Annotated in this window: 21 protein-coding genes; 7 read left to right on the plus strand and 14 right to left on the minus strand. The window is 52.1% G+C overall.

What is annotated here, in order from left to right; translation table 11 throughout:
• Nucleotides 1–77: 77 nt before the first annotated feature.
• The 3 genes from cadB to DSD31_RS19235 form a co-directional block, all read right to left on the minus strand.
• The gene (gene cadB / locus DSD31_RS19220) at nt 78–1,415 is read right to left on the minus strand and encodes a cadaverine/lysine antiporter (protein WP_004858934.1); all 1,338 of its coding nucleotides are present in this window, start codon (nt 1,413–1,415) and stop codon (nt 78–80) included.
• A 365-nt stretch (nt 1,416–1,780) separates the two neighbouring features.
• A complete protein-coding gene (gene cadC / locus DSD31_RS19230; RefSeq protein ID WP_015584987.1) occupies nt 1,781–3,313 on the minus strand; it encodes a lysine decarboxylation/transport transcriptional activator CadC in 1,533 nt (510 codons plus the stop codon).
• 544 nt (nt 3,314–3,857) lie between these two features.
• Nucleotides 3,858–4,496 carry a CatB-related O-acetyltransferase gene (locus DSD31_RS19235; protein ID WP_015584988.1) on the minus strand — a complete coding sequence of 213 codons (639 nt, stop codon included), beginning with the start codon at nt 4,494–4,496 and terminating at the stop codon, nt 3,858–3,860.
• 261 nt (nt 4,497–4,757) lie between these two features.
• On the opposite strand from DSD31_RS19235, the gene DSD31_RS26245 reads away from it, so the two are divergent.
• Nucleotides 4,758–4,925 (plus strand): hypothetical protein, encoded by a 168-nt coding sequence (locus DSD31_RS26245; protein WP_155407388.1) that lies wholly within the window; start codon nt 4,758–4,760, stop codon nt 4,923–4,925.
• Nucleotides 4,926–4,965: 40 nt separating this feature from the next.
• Here DSD31_RS26245 and DSD31_RS19240 read toward each other — a convergent pair whose 3' ends face one another.
• The 4 genes from DSD31_RS19240 to DSD31_RS19255 are packed head-to-tail and all read right to left on the minus strand — an operon-like array spanning nt 4,966 to nt 8,797.
• Nucleotides 4,966–6,375, minus strand: coding sequence for an amino acid permease (locus DSD31_RS19240; RefSeq protein ID WP_015584989.1), 1,410 nt, complete (start codon nt 6,373–6,375; stop codon nt 4,966–4,968).
• Between the two features lie 11 nt (nt 6,376–6,386).
• Entirely contained in the window at nt 6,387–7,580 is a 1,194-nt protein-coding gene (locus tag DSD31_RS19245; protein ID WP_015584990.1) for an amino acid aminotransferase, read from the minus strand.
• A gap of 54 nt (nt 7,581–7,634) precedes the next feature.
• Entirely contained in the window at nt 7,635–8,006 is a 372-nt protein-coding gene (locus tag DSD31_RS19250) for a RidA family protein (RefSeq protein ID WP_100662877.1), read from the minus strand.
• Nucleotides 7,994–8,797, minus strand: coding sequence for an alpha/beta hydrolase (locus DSD31_RS19255; RefSeq protein ID WP_113991259.1), 804 nt, complete (start codon nt 8,795–8,797; stop codon nt 7,994–7,996). Before DSD31_RS19255 ends, DSD31_RS19250 begins: the two co-directional genes overlap by 13 nt.
• Nucleotides 8,798–9,193: 396 nt before the next feature.
• On the opposite strand from DSD31_RS19255, the gene DSD31_RS19260 reads away from it, so the two are divergent.
• A complete protein-coding gene (locus tag DSD31_RS19260; RefSeq protein ID WP_004858913.1) occupies nt 9,194–10,060 on the plus strand; it encodes a GNAT family N-acetyltransferase in 867 nt (288 codons plus the stop codon).
• A gap of 110 nt (nt 10,061–10,170) precedes the next feature.
• On the opposite strand, the gene DSD31_RS26515 is transcribed toward DSD31_RS19260, so the two are convergent.
• Nucleotides 10,171–10,335: a YnfU family zinc-binding protein gene (locus DSD31_RS26515; RefSeq protein WP_213672526.1), complete on the minus strand. Its 165-nt coding sequence runs from the start codon at nt 10,333–10,335 to the stop codon at nt 10,171–10,173.
• A 471-nt stretch (nt 10,336–10,806) separates the two neighbouring features.
• On the opposite strand from DSD31_RS26515, the gene DSD31_RS19265 reads away from it, so the two are divergent.
• Nucleotides 10,807–11,079: a hypothetical protein gene (locus tag DSD31_RS19265; RefSeq protein ID WP_004858909.1), complete on the plus strand. Its 273-nt coding sequence runs from the start codon at nt 10,807–10,809 to the stop codon at nt 11,077–11,079.
• 9 nt (nt 11,080–11,088) lie between these two features.
• On the opposite strand, the gene DSD31_RS19270 is transcribed toward DSD31_RS19265, so the two are convergent.
• The 3 genes from DSD31_RS19270 to ymcF form a co-directional block, all read right to left on the minus strand.
• Complete coding sequence (locus DSD31_RS19270) at nt 11,089–11,301, minus strand: hypothetical protein (RefSeq protein ID WP_004858906.1); 213 nt, start codon at nt 11,299–11,301, stop codon at nt 11,089–11,091.
• Nucleotides 11,302–11,442: 141 nt separating this feature from the next.
• Complete coding sequence (locus DSD31_RS19275) at nt 11,443–11,673, minus strand: hypothetical protein (protein WP_004858901.1); 231 nt, start codon at nt 11,671–11,673, stop codon at nt 11,443–11,445.
• Between the two features lie 87 nt (nt 11,674–11,760).
• Entirely contained in the window at nt 11,761–11,949 is a 189-nt protein-coding gene (gene ymcF, locus DSD31_RS19280) for a cold shock small protein YmcF (protein ID WP_071824640.1), read from the minus strand.
• Between the two features lie 554 nt (nt 11,950–12,503).
• Between ymcF and DSD31_RS19285 the strand changes: the two genes are divergently transcribed.
• The 3 genes from DSD31_RS19285 (at nt 12,504) to DSD31_RS26655 (ending at nt 13,337) form a co-directional block, all read left to right on the plus strand.
• Complete coding sequence (locus DSD31_RS19285; protein WP_032716782.1) at nt 12,504–12,737, plus strand: hypothetical protein; 234 nt, start codon at nt 12,504–12,506, stop codon at nt 12,735–12,737.
• Nucleotides 12,738–12,947: 210 nt separating this feature from the next.
• Nucleotides 12,948–13,184 (plus strand): hypothetical protein, encoded by a 237-nt coding sequence (locus DSD31_RS19290; protein WP_004858894.1) that lies wholly within the window; start codon nt 12,948–12,950, stop codon nt 13,182–13,184.
• A gap of 39 nt (nt 13,185–13,223) precedes the next feature.
• Nucleotides 13,224–13,337: a YnaM/YnfT family protein gene (locus tag DSD31_RS26655; RefSeq protein ID WP_350340430.1), complete on the plus strand. Its 114-nt coding sequence runs from the start codon at nt 13,224–13,226 to the stop codon at nt 13,335–13,337.
• 189 nt (nt 13,338–13,526) lie between these two features.
• Here the strand turns inward: DSD31_RS26655 and DSD31_RS19295 are convergent, their stop codons facing one another.
• Nucleotides 13,527–14,813 carry a citrate synthase gene (locus DSD31_RS19295; RefSeq protein WP_064359652.1) on the minus strand — a complete coding sequence of 429 codons (1,287 nt, stop codon included), beginning with the start codon at nt 14,811–14,813 and terminating at the stop codon, nt 13,527–13,529.
• Between the two features lie 172 nt (nt 14,814–14,985).
• On the opposite strand from DSD31_RS19295, the gene DSD31_RS19300 reads away from it, so the two are divergent.
• Nucleotides 14,986–15,336, plus strand: coding sequence for a DUF1304 domain-containing protein (locus tag DSD31_RS19300; protein WP_004858886.1), 351 nt, complete (start codon nt 14,986–14,988; stop codon nt 15,334–15,336).
• Nucleotides 15,337–15,539: 203 nt separating this feature from the next.
• Here the strand turns inward: DSD31_RS19300 and DSD31_RS19305 are convergent, their stop codons facing one another.
• Together DSD31_RS19305 and DSD31_RS19310 are read right to left on the minus strand one after the other, a co-directional pair.
• On the minus strand, nt 15,540–16,340 hold the full coding sequence (locus tag DSD31_RS19305; protein ID WP_048022934.1) for a COG4705 family protein: 801 nt from the start codon (nt 16,338–16,340) through the stop codon (nt 15,540–15,542).
• Nucleotides 16,341–16,383: 43 nt separating this feature from the next.
• Nucleotides 16,384–16,953 carry a class I SAM-dependent methyltransferase gene (locus DSD31_RS19310; protein ID WP_015584995.1) on the minus strand — a complete coding sequence of 190 codons (570 nt, stop codon included), beginning with the start codon at nt 16,951–16,953 and terminating at the stop codon, nt 16,384–16,386.
• Nucleotides 16,954–16,996: the final 43 nt, after the last annotated feature.

The following is a 16,996-nucleotide window of genomic DNA, read 5'->3' on the forward strand; positions in this document are numbered from 1 at the left end:
AATCTCCAGATATGGAGAGCCCCTCCCGTCACGTGGTGACAGGTGCAGGAAGGAGCTCCAGGAAAAGGGGTTACGGATTAATGCGCGCTGGCGGCAGAGCTGTCAGTGGTGTCGTTTTCGTGCTGACGCTGATGCATTTTGCGACCGTAGAACATCAGGATAATCAGGCTGACGATAAAGGTACCGGCCAGTTCGAAGGAGCTTGCCCCCATCAGGGCGATGAAGCAGAACGCACAGCCCAGGACGGAACAAATCAGGCTGACAAGGTTGCGAATGTTAATGCCTTCGAAACGAATCAGGTCAACGCAGGAGTAGAAGTAAGGCAGCATGGTCAGCAGGACGGCGATACCGGTCAGTTCACCGAACAGGTCAGACGCTTTACCACCGCTGGAGTTCATCAGGGTAATCAGCACCATCAGCGCGGTCATTTTCACCGCCGCCAGCAGCAGGCCTTTTTTCGGAATACCGTTGTTATCCACTTCACCGTACACTTTCGGGAAGTTGCCATCGTTAGCGGCACGGACCCCGGCCTGACCAACCAGCATCATCCAGGAGCCCAGAGAAGTCAGGCAGGCAAATGCGGTGAAGGCAGAGACGACCGGCGCAGCCCAGCCGCCAAGAATTGTTGAGGCGCTGATAGCGAACGGCGCACCGGAGGCAGCCATCTGAGCCGCAGGGTACATCCCGGCGATAACCTGAGTCGCAGCGATATAGACCACGCCGGCCATCGCGGTTCCCAGCATGGTTGCCAGCGGAACGGTACGTTTCGGGTTTTTCACCATCCCGGTGCTGACGGCGGCAGACTCAACGCCGACGAATGCCCACAGGCAGAGCAGAATACTTTTGATTACCGCATGGCTGTCTGGCGTGCTGGAGGTGTTCCAGTTTGCCTGATAGGTCGCCGCATCAAACCAGTGCCAGCCGATAACCGCGGTCATCACTACCGGAATTAATACCAGCACCAGACCAATGGTGGTCAGACGGCTTACCCAGGTCCCGCCGAGCATATTAACGAAGGTGAATATCCAGACGATCGCAATACACGCGATACCGGCTGGAATGGGGTTATTCAGAATCGGGAAGAAAGTAGACAAATAAGAAACGGCGGTAATACCGATGGCCAGATTACCAATCCAGTTTGCATGATAATAAAGGACGCCGGTCTGGAAACCGAACGCGGGAGATATTTCCCCGGCATAGGCAATTGGACCACCCTGCTGTGGGTTCTTGGTCGCCAGTCGGGCATAAACATAAGCCAGAGACATCGCACCAATAATAGAAATAACCCATCCCCAGATAGCAATACCACCGATGCTGGCGAGGTTCGCAGGTAATAATGCAATACCGCTCCCCATCATATTACCAGCGACGACGCCGGTACAGGCAAATAGCCCTATCTTCTTGGCAGAACTCATGTTTGCTTTTCTCCTAAGTTTATTTGGGAGGTACAGATCATGATATAGAACCTTTAATTGACCCGACCAACTGCCAACAAGATTACTGATTCAAAGAAGATAAGTCCTAAAGATAAAGTGAAATAACAACAAACATCAGACAAATGATATTTTGACCTTTTTCAATTAACATATCAGGATGACATGTTGATATCATAAAAAGATAAACATCGTTGTTTTACAGTAGGTTATAACCGATTCCGCGTGTTGAATTTGTGTTGTATTTCGCCATTGTGGCGTTAAATATATATAACAATCAGGGTGCTCATGAGAAACATAAAATTAACCTCACCACACTCAATATCCTGAGTATGGTGAGGGTTTACTTATTCTGAAGAGAGGAAATTATCGAGGTACGGGACCACGCGGGTAACCGAGGTCTGGAATACTGCATTTTCAATCCAGTAAAAGGTGTTCTCGCCCGGGCGTAAATTAAAGGCCGTCAGATAAGCATCCGCTGCTTCCCGGTTCTCCCCTTTCATCTCGTAGACTTTACCCAGCAGCACGTAATTCATCCACGACATCTCAAGGTCGATCCCGGTATTAATCGCGTTATACGCTTCATCGACTTTACCCTGGCCCAGCAAATCCACTGTTTTAATTTGGTAAAATACCGCCGTATCTTTGATCCCCGGCATATCGCCAACCCGGGTGATTTCAGCGTACAGCGCGTTGAGCTGCTCTTTATTTAACGGCTGCTGCGAATGACGCAAAACATCCACCAGCGTTTTTTCCGCATAGGCGTAAGCAAACTCAGGCGAGTCTTTAATCACATCATCAAGCAGCGCGCTGGCCTTACCTAAGGAATCGACATCACCGTTCATTAATAACTGATGCGACTCGTAGAAATGGGTCAGCGCCGTGCTGTGCGACGGTTGATACTGTTTCAGCATCGCCTGCATGCGTTCCGACCACGGCTGCTTTAAGGCCTCCGATAAGCTGCTCAGCAGATCGTTTTGAATCGCCAGCTGGTTGTCGCTGGTAATGAAATAACGTTTGTCCATCATCGTTGAACCGTCGGCGTTATCCACCATCTGCACGGACATAAAGCACTGCTGCGCGCGATAGTGCCGCTGGTTGACGAACTCAATCGTCAGCGTTTTACCTGAACTGCTTGGCTCATTAATGTTGTAGTTGGTTTTGTCATGCACCATAAAGGTCGAGAAGGTGTTGAGCGACGTGGTCACCAGACTGCCCAGGCCCACCGCATACGAATGCTGCGATGCCCAGTTGGTGCAGGAGTTACCTTTCAGCAGATGGATATCGATATCGCGCGGGTTCAGCAGCAGGCGCGCTTTATTCACCGGTGGCCGCGACTCGATCGACGACAGCGCCACCAGGGCCACGCAGGAACCCAGCGCCAGCAGGAACAGGATCCATACCCAGAAGGTAGTAATACGTCGGCGTTTCTCCGGTTTTGCGGACGGCGTCTGGCCTTGCTCAATCTCGCCGGCAGCGCGCGTCGGGGTCGTCAGGTCAGGCGTCGCAGCGGGGACCGCAGGGGAGATCGCCATCGCGGGCTCTTCCCCCTCTTCCGTGCACCAGATGACCGGCACCGTGAGCTTATAGCCGCGCTTGGGTACCGTCGCAATATATTCGAGGCTACTATCATTGCCATCTTTCAACGACTTACGTAGCTCGGAAATACTCTGCGTGACGACGTGGCTGGTGACCACGTTACGTGTCCAGACATTATCAATAAGCTCGTCCCTGCTGAGCACTTCACCAGGGTGACGGGCAAAGAAGACCAAAAGATCGATTAAGCGCGGTTCCAGAGTAAGCTGGCGCCCCTTCCGGCTGATTTGGTTAACAGAGGGTGTAACCAGCCATTCTCCCACGCGAACAACAGGTTGTTGCATAAAAAAGAGCCCAAAACGAAAAGGGAAAGGCGCGATGATAACACATTTCCCCTCCCTATTTATGATAGGGGTCATTACCTTGAACGCGTTATATCATTCTGCACTTATTTCGCTTAGCCAGTTTTTATTTCTAAACAAAACCGGCAATGGTTTATTAACATCTGCGTCATTACTTCAGAAAAATGAAGGCCTGTTGTGCCTCTGACGTTTCGGGAAGCCCCCGAGCGGCAGACTATTCATGGAGACACATGCTGCTATTCCCCCCGGCTCTCTACCGACATTGCCCAGGAAAAAGCGGATGATGATGCCCAATGCTCCGCTCATGCGGCGGGACAAGCTACGTCGCCGCACAGACCGAGAAGTATTACGCCCAGCGCAGCGACTGATTTTCCGCAGGACGCGGACTATTCCGAGAAACACCCGCACGCGGGCGCATTAAAGTGGCGTGCTTCAGCGGCGGTAAAGCCGGTTATCTGGACTCCCCGCCGTCGCCACGCAACAGAGCCGCGGCCCCGGCAGGGACGAGCCCCGGCTTTCAGGCGGATTAAGCGCGATCCTGTCGATGCTGCGCCACCGCCTGCTCCAGCGCGCTAATATCCGGGCTGGAGAGCAGCGGCTGCAGGTTCAACAATGTCTCTTCCTCTAATTGATAGAGATCCAGCTTCAGCAGTCGCTCAATGTCCGGTTCGGGGAAACGATACTTAATAAAGGTAGCCGGATTTCCGCCGACGACGGCATATGGCGGAACGTCTTTGGTGACCACCGCTCCCGCCGCCACCACGGCGCCTTCGCCAATTGTGACGCCCGGCATAATCATCGCCCGCATGCCAATCCAGCAACCATCTCCGAGCACGGTATCACCGCGATGCTGATAGGCTTCGTTAACGCATGATACAAACGGATAGAGGCTGATCCAGTCCATCCGGTGCGTGCTGTTGCCGCCCATCAGGATCACCACTTCCGGCGCGATACAGACAAAATTACCAATAAAGAGCTTATCTACATGACCTAAGGGCTCCCACCCTTCGCTGACGGCATCGCCGTGCAGGTAGCGCACCACGCAACGTTCAAATCCGCGATCCCAGCAGTCGCTGTAGTAGCTGTGGCTGCCGCGAATGATCACATTCGGGTTGGTTACCGTCAGATGCAGGCGTTCGGTGATTGACCAGTGTTTATCGGCCATCGAGGCATTCCTTCTTGCGTTAATATATCCGCTTGCTGACCCGTTATCATAACCCGGAAAAACTCAATACCGGAGCAACCGCTGTAAGCGTTGCTGGCATCATGATGGCTGACTCAGGGAATATTTTGTTGAGAATAAACTGACAGGCATTATGTTTATTTTCTCGCGCCGCCATTATCCATAATTAAACAAAATAGCTCCACCCCGATCATATTCTTAATGATAAAAACGGGCACTTCCCCCACGCTGCCAGGTTTTTCTGTGTCCAGACTTCTTATTCTTACTTTAGTGTTACTGCTGACCGCCTGCGCGGGGTATTTTTCACCGCCGCCAAAAGAGACGGAAGGTGACAACGCCGGACAGTCCAGTTCGCTCCCTGACTGTCGTAGTCGTCACCACGTTATTATCTGCGACTGGGGGAAAGCGTAGCGAATAACCGCTCGCCTGCGGCCAGAGGCGAGCGGTTATCTTATGGCGCCCGATCGGCTTCGGGCGGATGAATCGTCGATAAGATGGGCCGGGAACGGCGGCTATAAAAATAGAGCCCGGTCAGCAGCAGCGTAAACGGAATGCCAAACCACAGCGTCATGCGGAAGAAATCGGTAAACGCTGTTGAAATCAGCAGCGCCAGCATCAGAGCAGCCCCCAGCAACGGGCTCCAGGGATAGCCCCACAAGCGAAATTTGAGCACCGTTTGCGTATGCTGGCGGCGGAAAAACAGGTGGGTGATAAAGATCATCAGCCAGGTGAAACAGGCTCCATAGACCGAAATAGACATCATCGCGGCAAACGCCTGCTGCGGGTAGAGCACGCTCAGGACAATAGAGACCATGATGCCGACGCAGGAGAGGGCCAACGCATTCACCGGGATCCCGCGCGCGCTGATCCGACCGAACGCAGCCGGTGCCTGCCCGGCACGCGATAGCGAGAACATCATCCGCGTGGTGATATACAGCTGGCTGTTCATGGCCGAGAGCGCCGCGATCAGGACGATAAAGTTAAAAATACCGCCGGCATACGGCAAGTGAATCACGTTCATCGCCACCAGGAAGGGGCTTTCGCTGGTGCCGGACTGACGCCACGGCACAATCGCCAGCATGAGCGCAATCGACAGCATATAGAAAATAAACAGGCGCAGGATGGTCCCTTTAAACGCAGACTTCACCGCCACCACCGGGTTTTTCGCCTCGCCTGCCGCCACGGCGATCATTTCAATACTCAGATAGCTGAAGATAGAAACAATGGTCGCAAACCACATGCCGCTGATCCCAAACGGCATAAACCCACCGCCATCGGTAAAATTATGCAGGCCGTAGGTTGGGTTGGCGGAGAAGGCCAGGATCCCCAGGCCGATGACGATAAAAGCCACGATCGCCAGAACCTTGATCGTCGATAGCGCATACTCCACCTGTCCGAACCATTTCACGCCAATAACGTTGATCACCATCACCAGGGCGGAGAACAGCAGCACCCAGGGCCAGACCGGCGTATGCGGGAACCAGAACTGCATATACATTCCAATGGCCGTCACCTCGGTACCCACCGCCAGCACCACGCAGGACCAGTAGGAGTAGCGCACCAGGAATCCACACAGCGGACTGAGATAAAACTCGGCATAGTCACCGAATGAGCCGGGGGTCGGATGCTCTGAAGTCATCTCCGCCAGGCAGCCCATCAGCAGCAGCGCAATCACCCCCCCTATCAGATAGCTCAGCAGCACCGACGGTCCGGCCATCTGAATGGCGTAGGCGCTCCCCAGAAACAACCCGGTACCAATCGCGCCGCCGATCGCCAACATCGACATTTGCCCGGCGGTAAGCTGTTTCTTCAGCCCGCCCTGGCGCTGTGCAATCTCATCAAAACGCTTGCGATCTTTCATTCGTTCCTGCCTTAGCGAGCGGCGGTGGTCACATCGAGAATAGCGGCGGTGACATAATCAATGTTGTCACCATTAAGACCGGGTAGACACATCCGTCCCGGTGCCACCAGATAAATGGCATAGCGCTGGCGCAGCTCGCTCACCTGCCGTTCGTCCAGACCGGTATAGCTGAACATCCCGCGCTGATCGCGGATGCGCCGGTAATCCAGCTGAGAACCGCCCTGTTCCAGGCCGGCGGACAAACGCAGGCGCATCTGCTGGATCCTCTGACGCATGGCCGCCAGCTCTTCCTGCCACAGCTGGCGGAGCTGCGCGTCGGCTAACACCATGTCGACGATCCGGCTGCCGTGGGTCGGCGGACAGGAATAGCTACGGCGAATTAAGGTCTTTAAGGCCCCCTGGACGTTGGCGGCGGTCTGCGCGTTGGCGCAGCGCACGGTTAATCCCCCGACCCGCTGGCCATACAGGGCGATATTTTTCGAAAAAGAGTTGGCGACGATAAAATCCAGATCGCTTTCCAGCGCCAGCCTCAGCGCATAGCAGTCCTCTTCCAGCCCGGCGCCAAAACCCTGATAGGCGATATCGAAAAATGGCAGCAGTCCCTGCGCCTGAACCACGCCCAAAAGCGTCTGCCACTGGCTGTGGCTCAGATCGGTCCCGGTTGGGTTATGGCAGCATGGATGCAGCAGCACCGCCGTGCCGGCGGGTAGCGTCTGCAGGGTCGCCAGCATGTCGGCAAAGCGCAGTTCGCCGCGGAGATTGTCAAAGTAGGGATAGCTGTTCACCTGCAGCCCTGCGCCGGAAAAAATCGCCTGATGGTTGGCCCAGGTTGGATCAGAGACCCAAATCTCTTTACGCTGTAAAAAGTGAACGAGAAAATCGGCCGCCAGCTTCAACGCCCCAGAACCGCCAACGGTTTGCACCGTCGCCAGCGCATGCTCCGGGGCGGCAGGCCCCAGCAGCAAGGTCTGTATCTGGCTGGCAAAGCTTACGCTGCCTTCAATCGGCGGATAGCCGTGCGGCAGCTGCTGCGCCAGCAGGCGCTGTTCTGCCAGCTCGACGGCCCGCATCAGCGGTACCTCCCCTCGCTCGTCATAATATAAGCCGATGCCCAAATTCACTTTCCGCGGATTGCGGTCCTGCAAATAGGCTTCCATTAACGACATAATAGGGTCGGGAGTCGACGGTTTAATTTCTGCGAACATAGGTATCCTTAGCCATAATAAATATGACTGGCAGGTGAATATTTATTTTTATTTTCAGGCCGTAGCGCTGACGGTAATTTCTATTTTCATTCCCGGCACCACTAATTTATCAACGATCACCGTCGAACGATTAGGATAAGGGGCATTGAAATAGCGCTGGTAAATATCATCAAGGCGTGCAACATCATTGACGTCAGTCAGATAAATAATAACCTGGAGAACATTATCGCTATGGCTCCCGGCCGTCTGTAGCGCCTGGGTGAGATTATCGAAAGTCAGGGCGATCTGCTGTTCCGCCGGGCCGGTTTCAATGGTGCCATCAGCCCGAACCGGGCCATGCGCGGTAAAGAGCATCCCGCCGCCGCGTGTCGCCCAGGAGAACGGCTGACCGATATCCGGAAGGCCGGTGTGAATTACGTCTCGCATAAAGGATTCTCGTCGTGGTAAAGCTGGCTGAAAAGTGCGCCATCGGTGGCAAACAGCGCGTCAAGGATGGTGTAGTGGTTAGCTCCCGGCAGGGCTATTACGTCAACCGGCCTCCCCCGCTGGCGCAACCGCTGAGCATAGTTTTCACTCTGCGCGATAAGCTCGGTTCGCTCGGCGGTGCCGTAAAACAGCGTCAGAGGGGAGATCTTCTCCGCTACATGACGCAGCGGACTGAGGTCGTTCACCTCCGCGGGCGTCAGCTGCAGTGACCGGTTGACCGCCGTACTCAGCAAAGGCTCAAGCTCATAAATCCCGCTGATTGCCAGGACCGCATCGGCGACCGGATGCGCCTGCCAGCAGGCTGCCAGATGGCCGCCTGCGGAGTGTCCACTCAGATAAACCGGGCTGCACAGACCCGGCTGGCGGCCAATGGCATCCAGCGCCGCGCCAATCTGCCGATGGATCTCTGTTAACGTCGTCTGCGGCGCTAACGTATATTCCACCAACATCACATCAAACCCGCGGGCCAGCGGCCCGGCAGTAATAAAAGCAAAATCCTCTTTATTACAGGATTGCCAGTACCCGCCATGAATAAATATTATCGTGCCCATTTTACTGGCGGCAGAAATAAACCAGTCAATACGTTCACGTGGACTTTCACCATAACAAAAAGTCATGATATTTTCGCCGCTCTGATATGCCTGCTGACTTCGCTGCTGAAAGTCAGCCAGTATTTCTGCCTCATTATCTACGGTTGTGCTGTTGTCATAACTCCCGACGCTGAGTTTCATATATTAAACTTTGTTTATTATTTAAGATGTGGCTTAACTATTAGCAATGAGAAAATATGTTGTCAAGCTTGTACAAAGTGGAATGCGTGAGAGTTAATAGAAATTAAATCTCAGGGCTAATAAGTTTTACCAGTGAAACTTTTATCGGCAAATGCGCTCGCAAAAATGATGGCGGTCAAGGATCGGCGCTCACCTGTCCGCGCATTCGTCTGCTTTTCCCCCCTTCCTGCCCGGCGTACTGTGACCGAGCCAACGTCCTGAGAAACCACTGAAGGGACAAACTGTACAAACATCGTGAAAAGTTCATACTCAACGCTATAAGTGAGTCAATATTTTGCTATTAAAATGGTCGTCGTCGTGTCAGGTCTCAGAACTTATAAAAAGGAATACAGACCAATGAAATACAAATTAGTCAAGCAGGTTGTCCATGATGATGTGTTAAGAAACAGCTTCATTAATTTGGCAATTAAGACCTTTGACCTCTCTTTTAAAGAATGGTACAAAAAAGGCTACTGGACCGAGTCCTATATTCCTTATGCGTTTGTTGATCATAATAAAGTGATTGCCAATGCGTCGGCTAACATTATCGATCTAATGTGGCAGGGGGAGCCCAGGCGCTATATCCAGATTGGGACCGTGATGACCGCCACCGATTATCGCGAAAAGGGTCTGGCCAGCCAGCTGATTAACCATATTCTGGCTGACTGGCAGGATCAGGCTGACGGTATTTTTCTCTTCGCTAACTCCACAACCGTTGATTTCTATCCTAAATTCGGCTTTGAACAGACCGATGAATACCAGTACGCCCTGCCGGTTACGCCCGTTGCCGGGGATTTTCGCAAGCTGGATATGGATAAAGAGAGCGATGTGAATATCCTCAAGTACTATTATCAGAAAGCCAACCCGTTCTCCCGCCTCTCGGCACACAATAACTTCGGTCTGCTGATGTTCTACTGCTCGGCGTTTATGAAGCACTTTGTCTATTACTCGGAGAAAAATAATGCCGTGGCGATCGCCATGCAAAACGATCATGCATTGCTCTGTTTTGATATTTTCTGTGACAGCACCAGTTCGATGACCAGGATCGTGAATGAACTTGCGGCGCAACATACCCGCCAGGTTATTTTAGGCTTTACGCCCAGGGAAGACCGGGCAGGTGAATACGAAAAAATTGAAATTGATGATTTTCTTTTCATCTATGCGGCAAAAGAAAATATCTTTAAAGAGCGTAAGCTGATGTTCCCGACGCTCTCGCATGCCTGATTCTCCTGGCCATATCGCCACTGGCGCAAGCTCGTAGCGACGCTGAAGCCCAGGCGGCAGCCGCCTCTCCCGCCATGCCCCACCGGGGCGTGACGGAAGAGGTGAAAGCATTATTTAGTGGCAATAAACAGGGACTTGCAGCGCGGACACATTAATGTCGCCCCTTTTTTAATTTTGTTCACCGGCTGCCGTGATTTATGCCCGCATTGCGGACAGGTTACCGTGGTATCAGAGGTGGAACTCAAGCGCTTCACTGCGTTGTCGAAGAATGACATAGACCTTTACCCGCTGAATGAATGTGGTCTATCATACCACTAACTGATTAAAAAACACACAACCCCAGGGCGCATCGGGAAATGACCATGATGAGGATTTTATCGGGTTTTAATCCGCTATTTACCTGATAGCATCGCGTTGCGCTGAAATCAGGATGCTTCATTCCTGATTTTCTGTTCATCTCTCGCGATGGTGATACTCCATCGTCAGATATTATTAACCGCATCCATATAACACCGGTTTTACTTATTTGTCGGAAGGTATCCCGCTGGTGGCAAACTCGGATTGAGGTATCATGATGCGCAAATTCAGGTGTTTTCACTAAAAACAGCACAATCACCCTATTAAATGCAGAAATCCCGATAAAAATAAGATAAATAGTATGAGTCTTAATTTAACGCTTATATGATGAATGAGATATGGTAATGTTTATTCATATCGAATGATTACAGACAAACAAGAGATAAGAAATGACTGAAAACTCAACAATTCACGCTCAAAATTGTCGTACCGATATCGGGATTGGGAAACAGGTCACGGCCAGCGTAAAAGGTTACGTCGATGGCCATCTCTATATGATTGACATCACCGTTCATCCTGTTGAGATCACATTTGATTTTGGTGAAGAAAAAATTATGCGTGGGTCTTATTTTAGTTCTAAGAATCAGGAGATGGTGTGGGCGGCGGAAAGAAAAGAGCTGACCATCTCCGATGAAAAAGGATCTTTTACAATAGCCTTTTAATGTTCAGGTTCAATGTCGATAAAACGTGCCGTCGCTATGCCCTGAGCCAATACGGCCCGCTTCAATTAAGATTTCATCGATAACATCTTCCAGGCACGCCGAACCATGATTCTCACAAATCATATGAACCTGTTTCAATATTTCTTCCTGGGACATCTCTCCGCGTAAAGCGGAGGTCAGCATCACCGATGCCCAGCGCCGAACTTCCGGGTGCGTAATCATACAACTTTACCTCGAATAGCAACACACGCCTTTAAATTATAGGCGCTCACCGGACATTCACCCATTAAATCATGCTGTCGCCCCTGTCGGCGCGGCATAGAAGTGGACTCATCCTGCCGCAGGCGACCGGCTATCGCCGCGCTATGACAACAGTTTTATCGCCGCGTTTTGAATCTCGGCTGAGGTTAAATCGCGATCGGAGGCAACATGCACAATGCGATGATCGCCCGTCAAGGAAGGAAATTCAGCAGACATGATCTGCAGCTGTTTTTGTTCACCGTTAGGATACTCACGTAATATTGTTGTTACCCCCGGCACTATTTTCGCGACAACTGCCGGTAATGCATTGAAAAAAACAATAACTTTCTTCATGAGTCTACCACCTGGCTGAAAGCATAATGATGGCGATGCCATCCATTGGGTGATGAAAAAGAAAAGGCCCCGTCCGGGGCCCTTTCGTTATTTCCGACACGCCATTGTCGCCGCGCCGTTGGAAATGTAAGGAGCAATATTATCAAATGTAATCATTGATGTTTTACAAAAGATACATTTTGCGCCAAAGGGATTTTTTTCCGTCACATCGTAATTCGATGTTCTGTATTGTGACCCATGACAACACGGGCATCTGAAATGAATGTATTCAGTCATAATGTTAACCTTTATGTGTGACAACATTCACTACCGCAGGGACTAGAGGTTATACTCTGGCGAAAACTCATCTGTGGTTTTCAAGGATAGTGCAGAAATCACCGTGCTGAACAGCAGGCCAAGAATACGCTTTCTTTTGCGACCGTTCTCTGCATGATTAATCTGAGGTTTTTCACCAACTTAATCATGACTTATTTTAGTGATTGTCTAAGATATGTTGTTCGTTTTTTTAATTTGCCCTTGGGCATATCTGGTCTGCAAAAAAACTTATCGAAGAGAAAAATACCCAAAAGGAGATATCAGAAGATAAATGCGATGAGAAAATTCCAGGAACTGTTGCAGATAATTTTTAAGACTCAAACCGTTGAAGCCATTAACGCACGTAAACCAGCCTTTGGCAAGCATTATTTTTCACAGCTTTTTAACAGTATTTTTTGCCAGTAAAACTATGCACAAACTGACTATAACTGACAACTTTATCAGGCGCTTATTCCTGCCGGCGCCCCATGTTACGCTTATTTTGTGGTATTCTGTCTCTCCCGGAGATTTTTGCTATGAAATCGGAAGACATCCTCGACTGGTACCCAGCCCAGCTCCCGCCCGTTAAAATCATTCTGGGTAATGCCGTGCTTGAAGTCGGAAAGCTTGGCCGCCCGATCAACGCCAGAACGCTACGTGAGTATCTGCAGGTGCTTCAGCGCACGCAAAAAAGCCGCGATGATAAAATCGCCCTGCAAACCGCAATCGACGTTTTGTCGGATAATCAACGCGTAAACGGAAAATTATAATGGTCACGGCGGCTGCACCGCTGTAAGACTCACTATCCCCTTCAATAACTTAAGTTTTTTTAAAATGTTCTCTGAAGGGAATTAATTTGTATCTTTCGCCTGTAAAAAGGTGCATCGTCGTAGGTGGCCCACAATGATATGCAGAGTCATTTGCCTGAGCCAACGTAAGAGCCAGCAACTCGCGCCGAACGCGTCCTTCGAGGTTTCAACATGAAAGCGGCAAACACTTTTTTTTGCCTTCCATCCGAGCTACCGACGGTCAGAGCGATTATCGGGGACGCCGTGCTTGAAATTATCAGAAGCGGTGCGCCTGTGGGTGCTGCAGGACTGCTGACGCTGCTGAAAAGCCCGGGAGCCAGGAAGAACTGGTCCGATGAAGGCCCCCTCTTGCAGATTGCGATTGATGCTCTGGAAGAGAGCTTATCGATTGATTTCAAAAAAATATAACCCACACAGATTAACCACACCGAAGGTCACACTATGTTTATGACACTATTTATTTATCTCGGAATTATCGGTTCCGTCGCCGCGCTGGCTTTATTTTCCCTGTCCCTGCTATGGATTGCCGTTTCAAATAACCCGGATAACACGGATATATAAACTTCAGCGCAATTTACTCTTCCGATAAAGGCCAGCCCCTCGACGCTATCTCTTCCTCAGACATCCTGTTGCATCGCTACCGGCTGCGTTTCAGATAGCATAACGACGTATCTCCGGCCAACCGCTCCCTGTCCTGCCCCGCATGTGGAAAGTCCGGCAATGCCTTTCATCACCGGACCGGGCATGCGCTTATTTTATCCCGCGACGCGAAACGTAATCCCGCGCCGCTTGTCCGGTGTAAATCTGACGTGGACGGTAAATATTCAGCGGCGACTCGTGCATTTCATTCCAGTGCGCGACCCACCCCAGCGTACGTCCCACCGCGGTCATAACGACAAACATCGACGAAGGTAGCCCCATCGCTTTCAGGATCACGGCGGTATAGAAATCGACGCTCGGCGAAAGTCCATTCTCCACAAAGTAGGGATCGTTGAGCGCCACCTCTTCCAGAGCCATTGCCACCTGAAGCAGTCGGTCCGACATGCCCAGCTCTGCCAGCACCTTATGGCAGGTTTCGCGCAGAATGGCCGCCCGGGGATCGAGATATTTGTAGCGCGAGTTGCCAAAGCCCAGCCGGCGGAAAGCCAAAGGATCCCTTTTCACCTTACTGATAAACGCCGGGATCTGTTCGATGCTCTCAATATCCCCCAGCATTTGCATACTGGCCTCGTTGGCGCCACCGTGCATCGGCCCCCACATCGACGCCAGACCGGCCGCCACGCAGGCGAAGAGATTCGCCCCGGAGGAGCCGGCCGCACGCACCGTTGTGGTCGATGCGCACTGCCCGTGATCGGCATGGAGCACCATAATCTGGTTCAACGCCTGCTCAATAACCGGGTTCACCTGGTACTTTTCCGCTGGAACCGCAAACAGCATATGCAGGAAATTCCCGGCATAAGAGAGATCGTTTCTCGGGTAGACCGCAGGTTGCTCGATGGAAAACTTATAGCTCATCGCCGCAAGCGTAGGCATTTTGGAAAGCAAGCGGGTGGCGGCCAGCGCACGATGCTCGGGGTTTTCGACATCCAGCACATCGTGATAGAACGCGGCCAGTGCGCCCACCATGGCACACATCAGCGCCATCGGATGGGAGTCGCGCCGAAATCCGCTGCACATTTTCGACATCTGCTCATGCACCAGGGTATGGCGGGTAATTTTTTCCCGGAAGACCTGATAACGCTCCTCATCGGGCGCCTCGCCGTGCAGCATAATGTACGCCACCTCCAGGAACTCACACTGCCGGGCCAGCTGGTCAACCGGGTAGCCACGGTGCAGCAGGACGCTATTTTCCGTATCGATATAGGAAATCGCCGACTCACACCCGGCGGTATTGCTGAAACCCGGATCAAAACTGCACATTCCTGAATTCGCGAGCGCGCGGAGATCAATACCGAGGTGACCCAGCGTCCCGGACACCGTATTCAGAGGGATGGCCTCTTGTCCATCCAAAGAAAGTATTAACGGTTTCGTTCCCATCCTGTAAATTCCCCTCAACAGCCAACGCATGATCACCCTGAAGACATTCTCCAGGCCGAATTTCCAACATAGCCAGGGTGATGCGGCTATTCTTTGATATAAACGGTTAAACACGCGATAAAAAGCGGGTTTTACCAGGGCTTCCTGTGCTCTAACCTGACTAAGGACTACCGTGTTAGCCAATACGCTTATTTTTGTCGTCGCCGCCATCCATATCTACATTCTGATTCTGGAGATGTTTTTGTGGGAGAGTAAAACCGGGCGCCGGGCATTCGGCCTTAGCGCCAGTTTTGCCCGTGAGACCCGGGTGATGGCAGCCAATCAGGGTCTGTATAACGGTTTTCTGGCCGCCGGTTTGCTGTGGGGACTGTGGAGTCCAGAGAGCGGGTTTGAGTTTAAAGCGTTCTTTCTGATCTGCGTGGTGATCGCCGGGCTGTTTGGCGCCGCAACCGCCAGTCGAAAAATACTGTATGTGCAGGCACTCCCGGCAACGGTGGCGCTGATAGCGCTGTACGTCAGTTAACCGAGAGCCCGGAAAAGACCGCCGCCGGCATTGACGGCGGCGGGACGTTAATCAATCCCCAGGCGGTAAGTGCCGGGATGCTTCCCAGGCCATTGGCGAAAGCACCCATATGCTCGCCACTTTATGGACCCGCGCATCGGACATCGCTGGCCTGATACTCAGCAGCGAAGCCATAAGTAACAGCAGATACACTCCTTTTCTCTTCATCTCGGTGATTCCTCATCGTTGCGCACGGAATGTAGTGCCGGCTTATGTCGTTCAATCATCGACAGGCAGCCTACCAGTACAACGATAATGGCCCCGAAGATCAGGCTGACGACGTTGGCGCCAAAGCCAAAACCGCCGTTTTCAACCGGCTGTGATAACAGGTCACCGCAGGCTGCGCCGAAGGGACGGGTCAGGATATATGCCGCCCAGAAGCAGAACACCGCATTGGCACGGAAAACAAAGCGTGCCGTCGCAATGATTAGAAGCCAGCCGCCAAAGAAGGCCGCTGCGCTGTAATAGCCCATGTTCAGCCCTTCAGCGAGACCATCCCCCACGGCGGTTCCCAGCGCAAAGGTAAACAAAATAGCCAACCAGTAGAAGCGCTCTCTGACGCGGTTATCGATATGGTGAATGGACAGGGTCTTTTCTCGCGCGTACCACAGAACAAAAGTCACCAGCAGCGCCAGGGCGAAAAAGAGTGAGCTATAGGCTAGCGGTACATGTAAAGCATCGGTTAAGTTATCGGTCACCAGGGTCCCGAAAATGCTGATAAACACCACCGTCAGCCAATAGATCGCCGGCTGATAGCGAGTTTCCCGCAGTTGAAAAACCAGAGTGACGAGCAACAGTCCGCCGACCACCCACGAAGTATTCAGCAGACCAAATCCCAAATCCATATTGAGGTAATCGGCCCCGGTTTCCCCGACCGTGGTCGACATCATTTTAATTAGCCAGAAGACCAGTGTGACCTCAGGCACTTTATTCAGCCACGGCGGTGATGTCGTCGACGTATTCATATATACCCTCTTATTACATATCTTTTGCTGGTACAGACCAGCGTTAACGTAGCGTGCAGACATACACCAGTGCGGGCGGCAGATTGCGCATCACCACAATGCGCTGCCAGCGGAAATAGCGGGAAAGCAGCGTTTCAGACAACGGGCTGTACTGAAACTGGATAAACAGCCCGTCCGCCGACATCTGTTGGCGGATCTGATTCAGAATGCGCATACTGATGCGCAGCGGAAGCGAGAGCAGCGGCAGGCAGGAAAAGACGATATCGTAGGGATTGATCAGCCTTTCCGCCGATGCCGCCACCACGTTAAGGCGGCGATCGTCAATGGTCCGTAGCTGGCCGATGAATCCCGGATTAATTTCATAGGCATCGAGCATCGCATCGCGGCGCATCCGCGACAGGATCCCTTTTGTTAACACACCGTTAGCCGCACCCAGCTCGGCAATCGACAGGCTGACGCCCCAGTCAACCTGATTCATCATCGCGCGACAGAGCACGGCCGACGAAGGCAGCAGCGCCCCGGTCGTCCTCGGGTCGGCAATAAACTGGCGTAAGTAAGAACAACCACGCGCCAACGCGGCGCCGGCAGAATGAGAATGTGGGTTGTTATGCATGATGATCACCTGACAGTCAGCGGATAATCCATTATCCGCTACC

It is taken from the genome of Klebsiella sp. X13, from assembly GCF_003323835.1.
GTDB lineage: Bacteria > Pseudomonadota > Gammaproteobacteria > Enterobacterales > Enterobacteriaceae > Klebsiella > Klebsiella ornithinolytica.